The sequence below is a fragment of the Sphaerisporangium siamense genome, from assembly GCF_014205275.1.
Classification (GTDB): Bacteria; Actinomycetota; Actinomycetes; order Streptosporangiales; family Streptosporangiaceae; genus Sphaerisporangium; species Sphaerisporangium siamense.
Genome location: NZ_JACHND010000001.1, coordinates 5,153,600 through 5,172,303 on the forward strand (window position 1 = coordinate 5,153,600; position 18,704 = coordinate 5,172,303).

The window sequence follows — 18,704 nt, forward strand, 5'->3', positions numbered from 1 at the left end:
TGGCCTTTTCCGGACTGCTCCATGGCCGTACGGCACGCGCACGCGACCAGGGGAAGAGCGGCGGGCCGTGGCTCAGCCGGAGGTGAGCCACTCGGCGGCGGCGATCGCGCTCACCCGCGAGTCGCCGCCCGTGGCCAGGTGGACCGCGCCGCAGGGACGGCCGGGCAGCCCCATCTCGATCACCACGGCGTCCGGGCGGCGGCGCAGCACCTCCGCGAGCACCCGGCGCATCCACGCGTGCCGGTGCGCGTCCCGCGTGACGAGGACCGGCGGCGCGTCCCCGTGGCCGCCCAGGGGAGGGACGGCGTGGTGGTCGGGGGTCAGCGTCACGCGGGTCGTGCCGGGCAGCCGCGCCGCCAGCGCCTCGGCGGGCCCGTAGGGGGGAGCGTCGCCGATCGCCTGGTGGGGGCGCGCGGTCATCTCGATCACGACCGGCGCCCGGGTCAGCACCGGCCGCGCCACGGCCCCCTCGCCCGGCACGGCGCGCAGCGCCAGCCGGGCGCTCTCCAGGCCGAGCCGCGACACCCCGTACTCGGGGTCCAGCGGCACGCCGGGCCCGCCGGCGGGGCCGCCGCCCGTCCAGGCCACCAGCGCGGCCACGCGGTCCGCCGCCTCGGCCAGCCGCGACTCCGGCAGCGTCCCGTCGCGGACGGCGCCCGCGATCGCCTCCCGCATCGCGGCGACGTTCTCGCCTCCGGGGGAGGAGATCCCCACGCAGATCGCGTCGGCGCCCGCGGCGAGCGCGCGCACGGCCACCTCCGGCTGCGACATGCGCGCCGAGACGGCCTTCATCTCGATCGCGTCGGTCACCAGCAGGCCCTGGAAGCCGAGCTCCTCGCGCAGCAGGTCCGTCATCACGCGGCGGCTCAGCGTGGCGGTGAGGTCCGGGTCCAGGGCCGGCACCAGCAGGTGGCCGCACATGATCGCCCGGACTCCCGCGGCCACGGCCGCGCGGAAGGGGGGCAGGTCGCGGCGCTCCAGCAGCTCGCGGGAGGCGTGGAGGGTCGGCAGGGCCAGATGGGAGTCGGTCACGGTGTCCCCGTGGCCGGGGAAGTGCTTGGCGCAGGCGGCCACCCCCTGCGCCTGCAGCCCGGTGACCCACGCCGCCGCGTGCCGGGCGACCAGGCCGGGATCGGCGCCGAAGGACCGCACGCCGATCACCGGGTTGGCGGGGTCGGCGTTGACGTCCACGTCCGGCGCGTAGTCGAGCGTGACGCCCGTGGCCGCGAGGAGCCGCCCGATCTCGGCGGCGGTCCGCTCGGTCCTGGCCACGTCGTCGAGCATGCCGAGCGCGGCGTTGCCCGGCCACGAGCTGCCGCGGGCCGCCTCCAGGCGGGTGACCGTGCCGCCCTCCTCGTCAGCGGCCACGATGACCTCGGGGTTCTCCTCGCGGAGCCGCCGCACCACGTCCGCGGGGTCCCCGTCGATGTTGCGCGCGAACAGCACCACCCCGCCCAGCCCTCCGGCGAGCTCCCTGAGCACCCAGTCCGGCGGCGTGGTGCCGTCGAAGCCGACCTGAAGCACGGCGGCGGCCAGGCGGTCGAGATCGGACCTGCGGGACGAGCGATCGGGCATGAGCGGCGCCTCCGGTGGCGGGACATGGCGGAACATGGCGAGTGTGGCGGGCCCCGCACCGGTGGCGTCCGTGCCGGTGAGGGCCGGGACGGTGCGGGCGGGGTGGTCGGACGGTGATCCTTCCGGGCTGTGGACGGTGACCGCGCCGGAGGACTTTGCCCCCGGTGTGGCACTACGCGACACTTGACGTATCTTCTATGAAGATTTCCTTCATGAGCTCTCGGTTAGGTCACGGCCTGATGACAATTCTCTTCGAACCCCTCCCCCCAGATGAAAGCGACCGCCAACTCCGCCCGCGCGACGCCAAGCAGGCCCGCCCCCTCGCCGAGCCCCCTGCCCTCACCCATCCCGCCCCTCACCCGTTCCCGCCCCGCCGAACCGTGACCGGAGACGCGTCGTGAACGCCGGCCCGGTCGGCCGCAGGTTCTTCCTGAAGGGCCTGGCCGCCGCGGCGCTCGTCCCCGCCGCCTACCTCGGCGTGCGCGCCGTCACCGGCGAGGCCGATGCCGAGGCGCCCGCGAGCGACGCCGCGCTCGAACCCGTCCTCGCGCCCGCGCCCCGCCAGATGCGCGGCATGTGGATCGGCACCGTCGACAACGACAGCTGGCCCTCCCGCCCCGGCCTGACCGCCGACCGGCAGAAGGCCGAGTTCGCCGCCTTCCTGGACTTCGCCAGAGCCAAGCGCTTCAACGCGGTCTTCGTGCAGGTGCGGCCCGCCGCGGACGCCTTCTGGCCCTCGCCCCACGAGCCCTGGTCGCAGTACATCACCGGCGTCCAGGGCCGCGACCCCGGCTACGACCCGCTGGCCTTCATGGTCGAGGCCGCGCACGCCCGGGGCCTGGCCTTCCACGCCTGGTTCAACCCCTACCGGGGCTCGCTCCAGCCCGACCCCGCCCGGCTCGCGGCCGGCCACCCGCTGCGGCGCAACCCCGGCTGGGCGGTGCCCTACGACGGCCGGCTCTACTACAACCCCGGCCTGCCCGAGGTCCGCGCCTTCGTCCAGGACGCCATCATGGACGCGGTCACCCGCTACCCCATCGACGGCGTCCACTTCGACGACTACTTCTACCCGTACCCGGTGGAGGGGCGGTGGTTCGACGACGCCACCGCCCACGCCCGCCACGGCGGCGGCTTCCCCGACCGCGCGGCCTGGCGCCGCCACAACATCGATGTGCTGATCAAGGAGATGGCCCACCGGGTCCGGTCGGAGAAACCCCACCTGCAGTGGGGCGTGAGCCCGTTCGGCGTGTGGCGCAACCGCGCATCCGACCCCGGCGGCTCGCGCACCGAGGCCCTGCAGTCCTACGACGACCAGTACGCCGACACCCGCGGCTGGATCGAGAAGGGGTGGCTCGACTACGTCGTGCCGCAGCTCTACTGGACCATCGGGACGCCCGCCGCCGACTACGCCGAGCTGGCCGCGTGGTGGGCGCGGGCCGTGGCCGGCGGCGACACCCAGCTCTGGGTCGGGCAGGCCGCCTACCGGGCCTGCGCGCCCGGCGAGACCGGCGCCTGGCGCGACCCCGCCGAGCTGTCGCGCCACCTGGACCTCGGCCGCGACCACCCGGCCATCGGCGGCGACGTCTACTACAGCGCGAGCGACCTGCGCGCCGACCGCCTCGGCTTCACCACGCGGCTCTGTGAGGACCACTACACCCGGCCCGCCCTGCCGCCGCTCCTGCCGCGGCACGCCGACGGCCCCCGGCCACACCGCCCGGTGCTGACCGGCGTCCGCCCGGTCTCCGGCGGCGTCGAGATCTCCTTCGCGGCCCCGGAGCCGCCCCGGCCCCGCCTCTACGCCCTCTACCGCTCCAACGGCGGGGCCCCGGCCGAGCTGATCGCCACGCTGCCCGGCGCGCCGGAAGGCCGCCACACCGATCCCGGCGGCCGCCCGGACTCGGTCTACCACGTCACGGTCCTGGACCACGCCAACCGTCAGAGCCACCCGAGCCGCCACCCCGGCTGACCGTGGACGGCCGCCGGTCTTTCACGGCGGCCCCCGCCAGGGGCGGCCTATAGTTGCGCGAATCCGGGGCAGGAGAGGCTTATGGGCGAGGCCGTGCCGTTGGTCGTCGGAGTGGACGGCGGAGGGACGAGCACACGCTGCCTGGTCGCCACCCTGGACGGCGAGATCGTCGCGCGCGGACGGGCGGGCGGAGCCAACCCCCGCTCGGCGCGCGACCCCGGCGGCAACCTGACCCGCGCCCTCACCGAGGCGCTCGCCGCGCTGCCGTCCCCCCTGAGCCCGGCCGGAGTCACCGGGGGCGTGTTCGGCCTCGCCGGGAGCAGCGAATCCGGGCGCAGGCAGGCCGGTGAGCTGGCCCGCGGCGCGTGGCGCGCCGCGGGGCTGACCGGACCGCCCGTCGTCGTGCCCGACATCGTCGTGGCCTTCGCCGGCGGCACCTCCGCCCCGGACGGCGGCCTGCTGCTGTCCGGGACCGGCGCCGTGGCCGCCCGCATGGCGCGGCGCGCGATCGCGCACCGCTACGACGGCTACGGCTGGCTGCTCGGCGACAAGGGCTCGGGCTTCTGGATCGGGCGCCGCGCCGTCCAGGCCGCGCTGGCCCGCCTCGAAGGCGGCGGGCCGTCCACCGTCCTCACCGACCGCGTCCTCGCCGCCCTGGAGGACACCCCGCAGGGGCCGGACGAGCGCACGGCGGCGCGGCGGGCCGAGGCCCTGATCGCGGCCGTCTACGACCACGAGCCGGCGCGGCTCGCGATGCTCAGCCCGGTCGTGGACGCGGCGGCCAGGGAGGGCGACCCCGTGGCGCTGGCGATCCTGGACGAGGCCGCGCGCCGCCTGCTGGCGACCCTGGAGGTCGTCGGCCCGCTCGACCCCGGGCGGCCGGTCGTGTTCGCGGGCTCGCTGCTCACCGGCCCCACCCTGGTGGCCGAGCGCGTCCGCGCCGCCCTGCCCGGCCGGGACGTCTCCTACTCCCGCGACGGGGCCGCCGGGGCCGCCGCGCTGGCCCTGCGCGCCGTGTGGCCGGGCGGCGGCGAGGACCCGCGCGCCGAGGCGGCGCACCGCCGCCTCCTCGCCCCCTGACGGCCCGGGACGGCGCCCGCTCCCGCCGCGCCCACCCGGACGGCCGGACCACCTGCCGTCCCGCGAGATGATCGAGGCGGTGAGGTCGTGCCGCCGTGCGGCGGGCGGCGAGGGGCGGGGACGACGGGGGAGTGCGATGGGCGGCGCGCGTGTGCCGGGTGCCGGGAAGGCGGGGGAGGGGGCCGCGCGCGCCGCGGGGACCTCCGACGTGCTCGCCCGGTGGGTCACCGAGGTATTCGCGCCGCAGGTGCTGGTCATCGCCCTGCCGCCCGTGGTCGGCCTGGTGTCGGACGGCTGGACCGGCTTCTGGTGGGGGCTCGTGGCCTCGCTGCTGTGCGGCGGCGTCCCGGCCGCGGTCATCGCGCTCGGCGTGCGCGCGGGCCGGCTGGACTCGCGCCACATCGTCGACCGGTCCCGCAGGACCGGCCCGCTGCTGGTCGCCGTCGCCGCGGTCCTGGCCGCGCTCGTCCTGCTGGCCGTGCTCGGCGCGCCCCGGCTGCTGGTCTCCACGGTGGCGGCGATGCTCGCCGGGCTGGCGGTGACGGTCCCGGTGACGCTGCGCTGGAAGATCTCCTTCCACGCCGCCGTGTCCGCGGGCACGGTGCTGGTGCTGTCCCGCGTCCTGCCCGCGGCGCCGACCCTGGGCGCGGGCGTGCTCGTCGTGATCCTGGTCTGCTGGGCGCGGGTGCGCCTGACCCACCACACCTACGCCCAGGTCGCGGCCGGGGCGGTCGCCGGGGCGGCCTCGGCCTGGGTGGTGCTGGCCCTCACCGGCGCGTGAGCCGCCGCCGGCCGGGAGGCGTGTGCGCCCTCTCAGCCGGGAGGCGCGCGAGCCCTCTCAGTCGGGAGGGAGGGGCGCCCGCTGCCACAGCGGGTCGCGGTACAGGACCACCGAGGGGCCGCGCAGCAGCTCGTCGGGGGCCGAGAGCATCACCAGCTCGCCCGACGCCTCCAGCCCGCGCAGCACGTCGCGCACCCGCGGCCCCACCGGAAGCCGCCCGCGCGGCAGCCCGAGCGTCTCGCGGACGGCGTCGGCGACCTGCGAGAGCCGGAACGGCCCGGAGAACCCGGCGATCACCTCGCGGACCAGGGCCGTCGTGATCACCTCTGCGGCCTCGCCGTGCGCGACCTCCCAGACGAGCTGGACGTTGCGGCGCCCCGTGGCGGCGCAGGCGGCGCACCGCTGGACGAACCCGGGCACGAGCTCCCGGTCGGCCGAGCCCAGGCACGCCGAGCACTGACCGGTCTCCATGGCGTGCAGCTCGGCGGCGACCCTGCTCGGCAGCGGCGCGCCGCACGAGCAGGCGAAGGCGCGGAACGCCCCGCCCTCCACGAGGGCGCGCTCGTCGGCGTCCTCCGGGATCTCCTGCCATCGGGTGGTGATGGTGTGTGTCGCGGGCCGCGTGCTGTGCTCGGTCATCCCCTGTGACTCTACTCACCCCGGCGTCGCGGGGGCCGCGAAACGGACGCAAGCCTCGCCGGGGCTCACGCCGGGCGCCGGGAGGTCATGGAGCTCCAGGACCGGGCCATGTTCCCACCATCACGTGGTTTCATTGGTTCCATGGCGAACCCGGCGATTTTGACCGTCGACGACGACCCGGCCGTCTCGCGGTCGGTGGCCAGGGACATCAGGCGCCGCTACGGTGATCGTTACCGCGTCGTGCGCGCCGATTCCGGCCAGGCCGCCCTGGACGCGCTCCGCGAGCTGAAGCTCCGCGGCGAGCAGGTCGCCGTCATGCTGGCGGACTACCGAATGCCCCACATGAACGGCATCCAGTTCCTCGAGTCCGCGATGGACATCTTCCCGCGGGCCCGCCGCGTGCTGCTCACGGCGTACGCCGACACCGAGGCGGCCATCGACGCGATCAACATCGTCGACCTGGACCACTATCTGCTCAAGCCGTGGAACCCCCCGGAGGAGAAGCTCTATCCGGTCGTGGACGCGATGCTGGACGCCTGGACGGCCGCGCCCGACGAGACGATCAACGACATCCGCGTCATCGGCCACCGCTGGTCGGCCCCCTCCTACGCGGTGCGCGACTTCCTCGCCCGCAACCTGGTGCCCTACCGCTGGCTGCTGGCCGACGACCCCGAGGGAGGCCGCCTGCTGGCCGCCGCGGGCCTCACCGAGGACGACGTGCCGCTCGTGCTCACCTCCGACGGCACCACCCTGGTCAAGCCCACCGAGGCCGAGGTGGCCGCGCACGTCGGCCTGACCACCACCCCCGCCGAGGATTTCTACGACCTGGTCGTGGTGGGCGCGGGCCCGGCGGGGCTCGGCGCGGCCGTGTACGGCGCCTCCGAGGGCCTGCGCACGGTGCTGCTGGAACAGCGCGCCACCGGCGGGCAGGCCGGGCAGAGCAGCCGCATCGAGAACTACCTCGGCTTCCCCGACGGCGTCTCGGGCGCCCAGCTCACCGAGCGCGCCCGGCGGCAGGCCCTGCGCTTCGGCGCCGAGATCCTGACCACGCGCGAGGTCGTCGGCCTGGAGTCCGGCGGCACCACCCGGCTGCTGCGCTTCGGCGACGGCAGCGCCATCGCCGCGCACACCGTGGTGCTGGCCACCGGCGTCTCCTACCGCATGCTGGAGGCGCCCGGCCTGGCCGAGCTGACCGGCCGCGGCGTGTTCTACGGGTCGGCCGCCACCGAGGCCCCCGCCTGCGCGGGCGAGGAGATCTACGTCGTCGGCGGCGCCAACTCCGCGGGCCAGGCGGCCATGCACTTCTCCCGGTACGCCCGCCGCGTCCACATCCTGATCCGCGCCGGCGACCTGCGCCGGTCGATGTCGCAGTACCTGATCGACCAGATCGAGGGCACGCCGAACATCACGGTCCACCCGCACACCTCGGTGGCCGGGGGCGCGGGGGACGGCCACCTGGAGCGGCTGACGCTGTGCGACCCCCGCTCCGGCCAGGTGCGCGAGGCTCGGACGTCCTGGCTGTTCATCTTCATCGGGGCCGAGCCGCGCACCGACTGGCTGGACAAATCCATCCAGCGGGACGATCGTGGCTTCGTGCTCACCGGTTCGGACCTGCTCGCGGACGGCCGCCGCCCGCCGGGATGGTCGCTGCCGCGCGATCCGTACCACCTTGAGAGCAGCATGCCGGGCGTGTTCGCGGCGGGCGACGTGCGCGCCGCCTCCGTCAAGCGCGTCGCCTCCGCCGTGGGGGAGGGCGCGATGGCCGTTTCGCTGATCCACCGTTACATGGAGACGCAATGACCGAGCCGGGCGACACCGCCGGGCGCGGCGACGCGGGGGGTGAGCGTCTCACCCCCGGCGAGCTGCGCAGCCTGTTCCTGTTCGAGTCCCTGACCGACGCCCAGCTCGCCGTGTTCGCCGGCGAGGGCCGCGTGGAGCGCCACGCGGCGGGCGAGATCGTCTGCCACGAGGGCGACCCCGCGACGTGCTTCTACGTCCTCCTCGCCGGCACCGTCTCGCTGACCCGGCGCGTCAAAGGGGACGAGATCGAGATCAGCCGCACCGACCAGCGCGGCGTGTACGCGGGGGCGATGCAGACCTATCTGGCCGATCAGGTCAAGCAGAACTACACCGCCTCCCTGCGCGCGATCAGCGACGTCGAGCTGTTCTCGATGCCCGCCGCCGTGATGGCCAAGGCGCTGCGCGACTGGTTCCCGATGGCGACGCACATGCTGGAGGGCATGTTCGTCGGCATGCGCGTGAACCAGACCATCGTCGGCGAGCGCGAGCGCCTGCTGGCGCTCGGGTCGCTGTCGGCCGGGCTCACCCACGAGCTGAACAACCCGGCGGCGGCGGCCGTGCGCGCCACCGCCGTGCTGCGCGAGCGGGTCGCGGGCATGCGGCACAAGCTGGCCCTGATCGCCGACGGGCGGCTGGACGGCTCGCGGCTGCGCGACCTGGTCGAGCTGCAGGAGGAGGCGGTGAAGCGGGCGGCGACCGCGGTGCCGCTGTCGGCGCTGGAGACCGCCGACGCCGAGGACGAGCTGGGCGACTGGCTGGACGACCACGACATCGCCGGCGGGTGGGAGCTGGCCTCCACCCTGGTCGCGGGCGGCATCGACTCGCGCTGGCTGGACCGCATCAGCGGCGCGGTCGGCGGCGAGAACCTGGAGCCCGCCATCCGCTGGCTCACCTACACGATCGAGACCGAGCTGCTGATGGGCGAGATCGACGACGCGGTGAGCCGCGTGTCGTCGCTGGTCCAGGCCGCCAAGCAGTACTCCCAGCTCGACCGCACGCCGTACCAGACCGTCGAGGTGCACGAGCTGCTCGACGCCACGCTGACCATGATGCAGGCGAAGATCCCCGCGGGGGTCCGCACGGTCAAGGAGTACGACCGCACGCTGCCCGAGATCCCGGCCTACGCCGCGGAGCTGAACCAGGTGTGGACCAACCTCATCGACAACGCCCTGGCCGCGATGCACGACGGCGGCGGCGTGCTGACCCTGCGCACCGGCCACGAGGCCGACCGCGTCTTCGTCGAGATCGCCGACACCGGGCCGGGCATTCCCGAGGAGATCCGGCCGCGCATCTTCGAGCCGTTCTTCACCACCAAGCCGGTGGGCGAGGGTACGGGACTCGGACTGGACATCAGCTACCGCATCGTGGTGAACAAGCACCACGGCGACATCCGGGTCGAATCCGCGCCCGGTGACACCCGCTTCCGGGTGATCCTTCCGATCGCGGCCCAGTGAACCCGCCGCGACCTTGATCTATAGGCTTGACGGGCCCCTTTCTAAAAGTAAAGCTTACTAAAAATTAAGCCTCTTACGCCTGCGAGGGACGCCTATGAGCCTCTCCTTACCGTCCCGATCCTCCCAACCGGGCGCCGCGCGCCGGCTCCGGGACGCCACCCGCCGGGCGACCGCCCGGCTCACCGCCGTCCTGACGCTGGCGGCCGGCGCCGGCCTCGTGGCGGTCACGGCGGCGTCCCCGGCGACGGCGGCGTCGATCGGCCGGATCGTGCCCGCCCCGGTCTCCGCCCAGCCCTCCGCCACCGCCTACACCCTGCCGTCCGACGCCCGCGTCCAGACCCAGGCCGGCTCGGCGCAGGCGGCGGGCGTCGGCGCCTACCTGGCCGGCATCCTGCGCCGCTCCACCGGCTACGCCCTGCCGGTGACCCCCGCGCGCGGCGCCCCGTCCTCGGGCATCTCCCTGCTGCTGACCGGCGCGCCGGACACGGCGGGCGAGCAGGGCTACCAGCTCGACGTCACCGCCAAGGCGGTGGTGATCCGGGCGCGCACCCCGAACGGCCTGTTCAACGGCGTGCAGACGCTGCGCCAGCTCCTGCCCGCCGAGATCGAGAGCGCCACCGCGCGCCCCGGCCCCTGGGTGATCCCGGGCGGGCGCGTCGTCGACCACCCCCGGTTCACCTACCGGGGCGCGATGCTCGACGTCGCCCGCCACTTCCACCCGGTGGAGACGGTCAAGCAGTACATCGACAGGATCGCCCTCTACAAGATCAACTACCTGCACCTGCACCTGACCGACGACCAGGGCTGGCGCATCGCCGTGGACGGCTGGCCGCGCCTGGCGACCTACGGCGGCAGCACCCAGGTCGGCGGCGGCCCGGGCGGGTACTACACCAAGGCCGACTACAAGGAGATCGTGGCCTACGCCGCGCAGCGGTTCGTCACGATCGTCCCCGAGGTCGACATCCCCGGCCACACCAACGCCGCGCTCGCCTCCTACGCCGAGCTGAACTGCGACGGCGTCGCCCCGCCGCTCTACACCGGCATCCGTGTCGGGTTCAGCTCCCTGTGCACCTCCAAGGAGGACACCTACACGTTCGTCAAGGACGTCCTCACCGAGCTGGCCGCGATCACCCCCGGCCCGTATCTGCACATCGGCGGCGACGAGGCCCACTCCACCCCGGCCGCCGACTACGCGACGTTCATGAACCGCGTGCAGCCCATGGTGGCGGCCGCCGGCAAGAGCGCCATGGGGTGGCACCAGATGGGCGCGCCCACCGTCGGCGACGCGCCGGGCCGGGTCCTGCAGTACTGGGGGACCACGGCCTCGGACGCCACGGTGAGCGGGGCCGTCGCGCGCGGCGCCAAGGTCGTGATGTCCCCGGCCAACAAGGCCTACCTCGACATGAAGTACGACGCCACCACGCCGCTCGGGCTCAGCTGGGCCGGCTACGTCGAGGTGAAGACCGCCTACGACTGGAACCCGGGCGCCTACCTCGCCGGGGTGCCGGAGTCGTCGGTGCTCGGCGTCGAGGCGCCGCTGTGGACCGAGACGCTCCTCACCGAGGACCACATCGAGTACATGGCCTTCCCTCGCCTGCCCGCCATCGCCGAACTGGGCTGGTCGCCGTGGTCCACGCACGACTGGGAGGGCTTCCGCGCCCGCCTGGGCGCGCAGGCGCCGCGCTGGACGGTCATGGGCATCGACTTCTACCGGTCCTCGCAGGTCGTCTGGAGCCCCGGCACGGTGACGCACGAGGCCGAGGACGCCACCGTCTCCAAGGGCGCCGTGCGCTCCGACCACCCCGGGTACTCCGGCTCCGGGTACGTCGACTACCCGGGCGGCAAGGGCGCCTACGTGCAGTGGGACGTCGCCGCGGCCGAGGCCGGGTGGGCGACGCTGCGGGTGCGCTACGCCAACGGAGGCCGCGGCGACCGGCCGCTGACCATCGAGGTCAACGGGCGGGTGGTCGCGCGCCGCCTGGCCTTCCCGCCGACCGGGTCGTGGTCCTCGTGGCGGACCAGGACGGTCACCGTGGACCTCCCCGCCGGGACCAGCACGGTGCGCGCCACCGCGGCCGGCCACGACGGCGGGCCGAACGTCGACCTGCTGGAGGCCCGCTTCTGAAGGACCCCCGACGAAGGACGGTCCGGGCCCCCGCGCGAGGGCGCGGCGGCCCGGACCGTCCCGGGCGTCCCCGCCGGTCGCGCGCGACGGCACCCCCCGGGCCCCGCGCGCGACCGGCGGGCGTCATTCCACGGTGAAGCCGCTGAACAGCAGGGCCGCCAGCCCCAGCGCCACCAGGATGTTCAGCACCGTCGCCGAGGCGAAGACCGCCACGGGACGCCACCCCGCCTCGCGTAGCGCCGCGACGCGGAACTCCAGCCCGATGCTGACGAAGGCCAGGATCAGGAACCACACCCGCAGGTCGTTGGCGACGCCGATCACCGCCTTGCCCTCGGCCGCGGTGACCGTGGTGAGGTACCAGGTCGCGATGACCGAGGCGGCGACGAAGCCGAGGACGAACTTGGGGAAGCGCCGCCACAGCTCGCCCGCGCCCGGCCGCGCCGCGCCGGGACGCCGCTCGACGCGGAAGGCGAACCAGGCGGTGAGCAGCACGACCACGACGCCGATGAGGGCGTTCTGGGTGACCTTGACGATGGTCGCCACCGCCAGGGCGTTCTCGCCGACGATGGCGCCCGCGGCGGTGACGGCGGCGGTGGTGTCGATGTTGCCGCCGATCCACGCCCCTGCCACCTCGGGGCTCAGCCCGAACGCCGAGGCCAGCGCGGGCAGGACGAAGATGGACGGCAGCGCGAAGGCGATCACGAGGCTGGCGCTGTAGGCGAGCTGCTCGCGGCGGGCCTGCACGGCCCCGGCCGCCGCGATGGCCGCGCTGACGCCGCAGATCGCCACCGCCGACGACAGCAGCGCCCGGAGCTTGTCGTCCAGGCCGAGCCTGCCGCCGAGCCACCAGGTGAACAGGAACACCGTGGTGATCAGCACGATGGCCTGGACGATCGCGGGCCCGGCCGCGGTGACGATCACCTTGAGGTTGATCGACGCGCCGAGCAGGACCAGGCCGGTCTTGATGAAGAACTCGGTCAGGAACCCGCCCGACAGGCGCTCGCGGACGCCGGTCGCGGTCAGGACGGCGTTGCCGAGCAGGCCGAGGGCGATGGCGTAGACGGGGTACTCGATCGCCTTGGCCAGGTCGGAGCTCGCGAACCAGGTGGAGACGTTCTTGTCCAGGTAGCGGGTGGCCGCGCCGAGCGCCAGCACGACCAGGACGCCGAGGGCGGGCCACCACGGCGCGGGAGCGGCGGGCGCGGGGGCCGGGCGGGCGGCGGTGACGTCTTCCGCGCTCATCACGGCACCAGCCCGGTCGGGATCACGCCGAGGATGACCAGGACCAGCAGGACGAGGCCGAGGATCGTGGCCGCCCAGTCCTCGTTCAGGGTGCGGCTGCCGCCGGCGGGGGGCGGCTCTGGCTCGCTCATGGGAGTGCTCGCCTTTCCATGGCCGTCACGGCCATCTCTGGCCGGGCGAGGACACCCCCGGGTCCCCGCCCGCGCCGCGCGGGAGATCGTGCAGCCCGATCCTGTGCCACTTTCCCCGATAAATCAATAGGAAATACATGAAAATTCGATCCATCGACGTCCCGTGCCCGAACGGTGATCCGGACGTGCGGGCGTTCCGGGTCCTGAGGGGGCGGGCCGCCAGAATGGGCCCTGCCGAATCACACGAAATCGCACGGAGGAATGAGCGTTGACGATCGCGCGGATCGCGGGCGCCCGGTGACCCTGCTCGCCGGGCGGTACCGGCTGATCGCGCCCATCGGCCAGGGCGGCATGGGCACGGTGTGGCGCGCGGCCGACGAGCTGCTGCGCCAGGAGGTCGCGATCAAGGAGGTGCTCCTGCCGCCGGAGCTCGGCGCCGAGCACCGGGCCGAGCTGCGCGAGCGCACGCTGCGCGAGGCCCGCGCCGCGGCCAGCCTGCGCTCCCACCCCTCGATCGTCACCGTCCACGACGTGGTCCTGGAGGGCGGCCAGCCCTGGATCGTGATGGAGCTGGTCCGCGGCCGGTCCCTCGACAAGATCGTGCGCGAGGGCGGGCCGCTGCCGCCCGCCCGCGTGGCCGCCGCCGGCCGCGCCGTCCTGGACGCCCTCGGCGCCGCCCACGCCGCGGGCATCCTGCACCGCGACGTCAAGCCGGGCAACGTGCTGATCACCGATGACGGGCGCGTCCTGCTCACCGACTTCGGCATCGCCACCATCGCGGGCGACCCCGCGCTCACCCAGGCCGGCCTGCTGAGCGGCTCGCCGGGGTACACCGCGCCCGAACGGCTGCGCGGCGAGCCCGACGGCCCGCCGTCCGACCTCTGGTCGCTCGGCGCCACGCTCTACGCGGCCGTCGAAGGAGTCCCGGCGTTCCGGCGCGACAACGCGGCGGCGGTCATGGCGGCCGTGATGATGCACGAGCCGCGTCCCCCCGTCCTGGCGGGACCGCTCGCCCCCGTGCTGGCCGCGATGCTGGAGAAGGACCCGGCGCGGCGCTGCCCCCCGGACTGGGCGGCGGCCCGGCTGCACGAGATCGCCTCGGGCGCGGTCACCGGCTCCGGCGCGACCGGCCCCGCGGGGGCCTACGGGCCGACCCGGCCGGTGCCCGCGCGGCGCGGCGGGCGCGGCGCCCCCGTGATCATCGCCGCCGTGCTCGCCGTGACCGTGCCGGCGGCCGGATTCGGCCTGTGGCGCACCGGTGTCCTGCCCTCGATCGGCGCGTTCGGCGGCCCGGCCACCTCGCCCGGGAACGGCGCCACCCCGCCCGCGTCCGGAGGTCCGGCCACGATCCCCGCGACGGCCTCTCCCGCCCAGGGCCTGCTGCAGGCCAACCCCGAGGCGTGCGCGCTGCTCACCCCCGCGCAGGTGCGGCTCATCCTGGGCGCCCCGGGCAAGGAGCGGTTCATGACCAAGGACGCGTGCATGTGGACCGCGCCCGATCACACGTACGTCAACATCCAGAAGTACCGGTTCCCCACGGTGGACGTCGCCCGCATGACCTTCGACACGACCCGGTCGACCATGGAGGACGAGCCCCGGCGCTACCCGGGCACCCGCCTGCGCGAGGGCCCGGCGGTGGGCGACGCGGCCTACGGGTGGACACGGCGCAAGGACCCGGCCGGGTCCGGCTACGAGACGACGGTGATGTTCAGGACCGCGAACGTCTGGGCGACCCTCTACCACTTCGGCCGCGAGCCGGGCTTCGCCACCGCCGACCGGATGGCGGCCTACGTCGAGAAGGCGTTCCTGGCCGCGGGATGAGCGAAGGCCCGGCGCGCGCCGGGCCTCGGAGGACAGCACCCGGCCGTCCACCGCCGCGCGCCCGGCAGAACCGAACCGCCGGAAAGGAACCGGCCCGGAGGAAACAGCCGGAAATGAAACGGCGCCGTACCCGGCTCGGGTACGGCGCCTCATGGGCCTCATCGACCCCGAACCGTCACGGCTCAGGACGCCGGCGAGGCGAAGGTGGTGGGCGATACTGGGATTGAACCAGTGGCCTCTACCGTGTCAAGGTAGCGCTCTCCCACTGAGCTAATCGCCCGGGTACAACAGAGGTGGAGACGGGATTTGAACCCGTGTACGCGGCTTTGCAGGCCGCTGCCTCGCCTCTCGGCCACTCCACCGGGCAAGCCCCCTCGTGGAGACCTCTCCGAGCGGACGACGGGATTCGAACCCGCGACCCTCACCTTGGCAAGGTGATGCTCTACCAGCTGAGCCACGTCCGCGTGACCGGCCGGTTGACCCCCGGCCTCACGCAGAGAACTCTAGCGAATCCCGGCCAACTCCCCAAACCGAAATCGTGCTCCGGTCGAGACGGCCCCGGCGCCGCGCGCGGGCCGAAGCCCCGCCGGACGCTTCGACGGGGGCCGAAACGTGGGTGGGTTAGCGTCGGAGACATGGCAGAACACCACGCCGACGCCGACATCGCCGCGGTCGCCTCCCTGATCGCCGAGCCCGCGCGGGCGGCCGTGCTGACCGCCCTGCTGGACGGGCGCGCCCTCGCCGCCGGCGAGCTGGCCCGGCTGGCGGGCGTCAGCCCCGCCACGGCGAGCGCGCACCTGGCCCGGCTGCTGGACGGCGGCCTGCTGCGCGTGGCCAGTCAGGGACGGCACCGCTACTACCGGCTCGCCGGACCGGAGGTCGCCGAGATCCTGGAGGTCCTGGCCCGCGTCAGCCCGCGCGCCCCCGTGCGGTCGCTGCGCCAGTCCCGGCGGGCACGGCTGCTCGGCGAGGCGCGCACCTGCTACGACCACCTCGCCGGGCGGGCCGGGGTCGAGCTGCTCGCCGCGATGCTGGCGGCCGGCCACCTGACCGGCGCCGACTCCTTCGAGGTCACCCCCGCGGGCGAGGAGGCCCTGGCCGGGCTGGGGGCCGACCTCGCGGCGGCACGCCGGTCCCGGCGGCGGTTCGCGGCCGCCTGCCTGGACTGGACCGAGCGCCGCCCCCACCTCGCGGGCGCGCTCGGCGCCGAGATCACCCGCGCGCTGCTGGAGCGGGACTGGTATCGGCGGGACCCGGCCGGGCGCGCGCTCCGGCTGACCGAACTCGGAGGAAAGGGGCTGGCCGCTATGTTCTCGTGTAAGGGGCTAACATCGCATACGCCAGTTACCTAGCAAGAGAGTGACACCATGCGCGACAACGAGGTCGTGAGCGCCGGGAACACCGACGCCGTCGAGGTCGGCCCCCGGCCGCTCAGTTTCGCCGAGGTGGTCCGCGTGGCCAGGCACGGCGCCTCCGTCCGTATCGGCGATGAGGCGGTCACGGCCATGGCGCGCGCCCGCGCCCGCGTGGAGGAGCTCGCCGCGAGCCCCACCCCCGCCTACGGCGTGTCCACCGGGTTCGGCGCCCTCGCCACCCGCCACATCGACCCCGAACTGCGCGCCCAGCTCCAGCGCTCCCTCATCCGCTCCCACGCCGCCGGCTCGGGCCCCGAGGTCGAGACCGAGGTGGTCCGCGCGATGATGCTCCTGCGCCTGCGCACGCTGGCCACCGGCCACACCGGCGTCAGGCCGTCCACCGCCGCCCTGCTCGCCGGCCTGCTCAACGCCGCCATCACCCCGGTCGTCCGCGAGTACGGCAGCCTCGGCTGCTCCGGCGACCTGGCCCCGCTGTCCCACGTCGCCCTCGCGCTGATGGGGGAGGGCGAGGTGCGCGACCGCGACGGCGAGCTCAGGCCCGCCCGCGAGGCGATGAAGCGGGCCGGGCTGGAGCCGGTCGAGCTGGTCGCCAAGGAGGGGCTCGCGCTCATCAACGGCACCGACGGCATGCTCGGCATGCTCGTGCTCGCCCTGGACGACCTCGGGCGGCTGTTCCGGGCCGCCGACATCGGCGCCGCCATGAGCGTGGAGGCCCTGCTCGGCACCGACCGGGTCTTCGCCGCCGACCTGCAGGCCCTGCGTCCCCACCCCGGCCAGGCCGCCTCCGCCGCCAACCTGGTCGCGCTGCTGCGCGACTCGGGCATCATGGCCTCCCACCGCGACGACTCGTGCACCCGCGTGCAGGACGCCTACTCGCTGCGCTGCGCCCCCCAGGTGGCAGGCGCCGCCCGGGACACCGCCGCGCACGCCGCCGTGGTCGCGGGCCGCGAGCTGGACTCGGCGGTCGACAACCCCGTGATCCTCGGGGACGGCAGGGTCGAGTCGAACGGCAACTTCCACGGCGCGCCGGTCGGCTACGTCCTGGACTTCCTGGCGATCGCCGTGGCCGACCTCGCCTCCATGTCCGAGCGCAGGACCGACCGCATGCTGGACGTCGCCCGCAGCCACGGCCTGCCGGCCTTCCTCGCCTCCGACCCCGGCGTGGACTCCGGGCACATGATCGCCCAGTACACCCAGGCGGCGATCGTGTCGGAGCTGAAGCGGCTGGCGGCGCCCGCGAGCGTGGACTCGATCCCGAGCTCGGCCATGCAGGAGGACCACGTGTCCATGGGCTGGTCGGCCGCGCGCAAGCTGCGCCGCTCGCTGGACGGGCTCACGCGCGTGCTGGCGATCGAGATCCTCACGGCCGGCCGGGCGATCGAGCTGCGGCTGCCGCACCGGCCGGGACCCGCCACCGGCGCGGTGGTCGCCGCGCTGCGCCAGGAGGTGCCGGGCCCGGGCCCCGACCGCTTCCTCTCACCGGAGATCGAGGCCGTCGTGCGCCTGGTCGCCGACGGCACGGTGGTGTCGGCCGCCGAGTCCGTCACGGGCCCGCTGTCCTGAGCCGTCACGGCCGGGGGAGCGCCGTGGACGTCTTCATCGCCGGCGCGCCCGGGCGGCGCGTCGGCGCGGTGGTTTAGGGACAATGTAAAGGTGTATTTCGCCCATGTCGGAGGTCGGCTGGCGACGGAACTCCAGGACGTGACCACCGACCTCGCCGCCCTGGACTCCGGCGGCTGGTGGGCCGTCGTGGTGACCTACGAGGGGAAGGTCACCTGCGCCCGCTTCGGCGACGTGCGCCCGGCCCCGCTGCCCCGCCCCTCCGGCCCCTGGCCCGCCTCCCTGCGGTGGACCTCCTCCCTGGACCGGCGAGGCTACGAGGACGGCGTGCGGCGCATCCGCTCCTACATCGAGCAGGGCGAGGTCTACCAGGCCAACCTGTGCCGGATCCTCACCGCGGAGCTGCCGGGCGACGCCGACCCGCTCGTGCTGGCCGGGCGGCTCGCGCGCGGCAACCCCGCCCCGTACGCGGCCACCGTCGTGGTGCCGGGCATGACTTTGGTGTCCGCCTCGCCCGAGCTGTACCTGTCCCGGTCGGGGGACGTGGTGGAGTCCCGTCCGATCAAGGGGACGGGTGTGACCGCGGCGGACCTGCTGGAGAAGGACCACGCCGAGAACGTCATGATCGTCGACCTCGTGCGCAACGACCTCGGCCGGGTGGCCGAGGTGGGATCGGTCACGGTGCCGTTCCTGTGCGCCGTCGAGGAGCACCCGGGCCTGGTCCACCTGGTCTCGGCGGTGCGGGCCCGCCTCGCGCCCGGGCAGGGCTGGCCCGAGCTGTTCGCCGCGACCTTCCCGCCCGGTTCCATCAGCGGCGCGCCCAAGTCCTCGGCCCTGAGGATCATCGCCGAACTGGAGCCGGAGCCGCGTGGGCCCTACTGCGGGGCGGTAGGCTGGGTCGACGCCGACCGGCGCGAGGCGGCGCTCGCCGTCGGCATCCGCACGTTCTGGGCCGAGCACGGCCACATCAGGTTCGGCACCGGCGCCGGCATCACGTGGGGCTCCGACCCCGCGCGCGAATGGCGCGAGACCGAGCTGAAGGCGGCCCGGCTCATCGCGCTCGCCTCCGGGCAGGCCTGACGTCCGTCCCCTCCGCACGGCGACGTGGACGCGGCCACCCGGATACCGGGTAGACCTCGCTATACCCGCCGTAC

The 18,704-nt window shown here is 74.6% G+C and carries 14 protein-coding genes and 3 tRNA genes; 10 read left to right on the plus strand and 7 right to left on the minus strand.

The features are described from left to right. Positions 1-72: 72 nt before the first annotated feature. A complete protein-coding gene (locus BJ982_RS23790; RefSeq protein ID WP_184883539.1) occupies positions 73-1,575 on the minus strand; it encodes a glycoside hydrolase family 3 protein in 1,503 nt (500 codons plus the stop codon). Positions 1,576-1,972: 397 nt separating this feature from the next. On the opposite strand from BJ982_RS23790, the gene BJ982_RS40570 reads away from it, so the two are divergent. The 3 genes from BJ982_RS40570 to BJ982_RS23805 all read left to right on the plus strand — a co-directional run bounded on the left by BJ982_RS40570 (position 1,973) and on the right by BJ982_RS23805 (position 5,402). After that, the gene (locus tag BJ982_RS40570) at positions 1,973-3,541 is read left to right on the plus strand and encodes a glycoside hydrolase family 10-like protein (protein ID WP_275411756.1); all 1,569 of its coding nucleotides are present in this window, start codon (positions 1,973-1,975) and stop codon (positions 3,539-3,541) included. Between the two features lie 81 nt (positions 3,542-3,622). Continuing rightward, the gene (locus BJ982_RS23800; protein WP_184883541.1) at positions 3,623-4,621 is read left to right on the plus strand and encodes an N-acetylglucosamine kinase; all 999 of its coding nucleotides are present in this window, start codon (positions 3,623-3,625) and stop codon (positions 4,619-4,621) included. Between the two features lie 136 nt (positions 4,622-4,757). Next, entirely contained in the window at positions 4,758-5,402 is a 645-nt protein-coding gene (locus tag BJ982_RS23805) for a hypothetical protein (RefSeq protein WP_239123483.1), read from the plus strand. 57 nt (positions 5,403-5,459) lie between these two features. Here the strand turns inward: BJ982_RS23805 and BJ982_RS23810 are convergent, their stop codons facing one another. After that, positions 5,460-6,041 carry a hypothetical protein gene (locus tag BJ982_RS23810; protein ID WP_184883544.1) on the minus strand — a complete coding sequence of 194 codons (582 nt, stop codon included), beginning with the start codon at positions 6,039-6,041 and terminating at the stop codon, positions 5,460-5,462. A gap of 141 nt (positions 6,042-6,182) precedes the next feature. Here BJ982_RS23810 and BJ982_RS23815 point away from each other — a divergent pair, with 141 nt between their 5' ends. The 3 genes from BJ982_RS23815 to BJ982_RS23825 all read left to right on the plus strand — a co-directional run bounded on the left by BJ982_RS23815 (position 6,183) and on the right by BJ982_RS23825 (position 11,420). Beyond that, a complete protein-coding gene (locus tag BJ982_RS23815; protein ID WP_184883545.1) occupies positions 6,183-7,841 on the plus strand; it encodes an NAD(P)/FAD-dependent oxidoreductase in 1,659 nt (552 codons plus the stop codon). Next, positions 7,838-9,295, plus strand: a complete 1,458-nt coding sequence (locus tag BJ982_RS23820) for an ATP-binding protein (RefSeq protein ID WP_184883547.1) — start codon at positions 7,838-7,840, stop codon at positions 9,293-9,295. Before BJ982_RS23815 ends, BJ982_RS23820 begins: the two co-directional genes overlap by 4 nt. Positions 9,296-9,389: 94 nt before the next feature. Continuing rightward, entirely contained in the window at positions 9,390-11,420 is a 2,031-nt protein-coding gene (locus BJ982_RS23825) for a family 20 glycosylhydrolase (RefSeq protein ID WP_184883549.1), read from the plus strand. A 123-nt stretch (positions 11,421-11,543) separates the two neighbouring features. Here BJ982_RS23825 and BJ982_RS23830 read toward each other — a convergent pair whose 3' ends face one another. Together BJ982_RS23830 and BJ982_RS39615 are read right to left on the minus strand one after the other, a co-directional pair. Then, complete coding sequence (locus BJ982_RS23830; protein ID WP_184883551.1) at positions 11,544-12,662, minus strand: YeiH family protein; 1,119 nt, start codon at positions 12,660-12,662, stop codon at positions 11,544-11,546. Further along, a complete protein-coding gene (locus BJ982_RS39615) occupies positions 12,662-12,793 on the minus strand; it encodes a hypothetical protein (RefSeq protein WP_260413837.1) in 132 nt (43 codons plus the stop codon). Before BJ982_RS39615 ends, BJ982_RS23830 begins: the two co-directional genes overlap by 1 nt. 261 nt (positions 12,794-13,054) lie before the next feature. On the opposite strand from BJ982_RS39615, the gene BJ982_RS23835 reads away from it, so the two are divergent. Then, positions 13,055-14,614, plus strand: a complete 1,560-nt coding sequence (locus tag BJ982_RS23835; RefSeq protein WP_184883553.1) for a serine/threonine-protein kinase — start codon at positions 13,055-13,057, stop codon at positions 14,612-14,614. Between the two features lie 205 nt (positions 14,615-14,819). On the opposite strand, the gene BJ982_RS23840 is transcribed toward BJ982_RS23835, so the two are convergent. The 3 genes from BJ982_RS23840 to BJ982_RS23850 all read right to left on the minus strand — a co-directional run bounded on the left by BJ982_RS23840 (position 14,820) and on the right by BJ982_RS23850 (position 15,078). Then, positions 14,820-14,894: transfer RNA gene (locus tag BJ982_RS23840), tRNA-Val, on the minus strand. Positions 14,895-14,905: 11 nt separating this feature from the next. Beyond that, a tRNA-Cys gene (locus BJ982_RS23845) sits at positions 14,906-14,976 on the minus strand. Between the two features lie 29 nt (positions 14,977-15,005). Beyond that, positions 15,006-15,078 (minus strand) — tRNA-Gly (locus tag BJ982_RS23850). Positions 15,079-15,249: 171 nt separating this feature from the next. Between BJ982_RS23850 and BJ982_RS23855 the strand changes: the two genes are divergently transcribed. The 3 genes from BJ982_RS23855 (at position 15,250) to BJ982_RS23865 (ending at position 18,630) form a co-directional block, all read left to right on the plus strand. Continuing rightward, positions 15,250-15,966 (plus strand): ArsR/SmtB family transcription factor, encoded by a 717-nt coding sequence (locus tag BJ982_RS23855; RefSeq protein ID WP_184883555.1) that lies wholly within the window; start codon positions 15,250-15,252, stop codon positions 15,964-15,966. Between the two features lie 15 nt (positions 15,967-15,981). Then, on the plus strand, positions 15,982-17,553 hold the full coding sequence (gene hutH, locus BJ982_RS23860) for a histidine ammonia-lyase (RefSeq protein ID WP_184883557.1): 1,572 nt from the start codon (positions 15,982-15,984) through the stop codon (positions 17,551-17,553). A 90-nt stretch (positions 17,554-17,643) separates the two neighbouring features. Further along, on the plus strand, positions 17,644-18,630 hold the full coding sequence (locus BJ982_RS23865) for a chorismate-binding protein (RefSeq protein WP_239123489.1): 987 nt from the start codon (positions 17,644-17,646) through the stop codon (positions 18,628-18,630). The last annotated feature ends 74 nt before the right edge of the window (positions 18,631-18,704 follow it).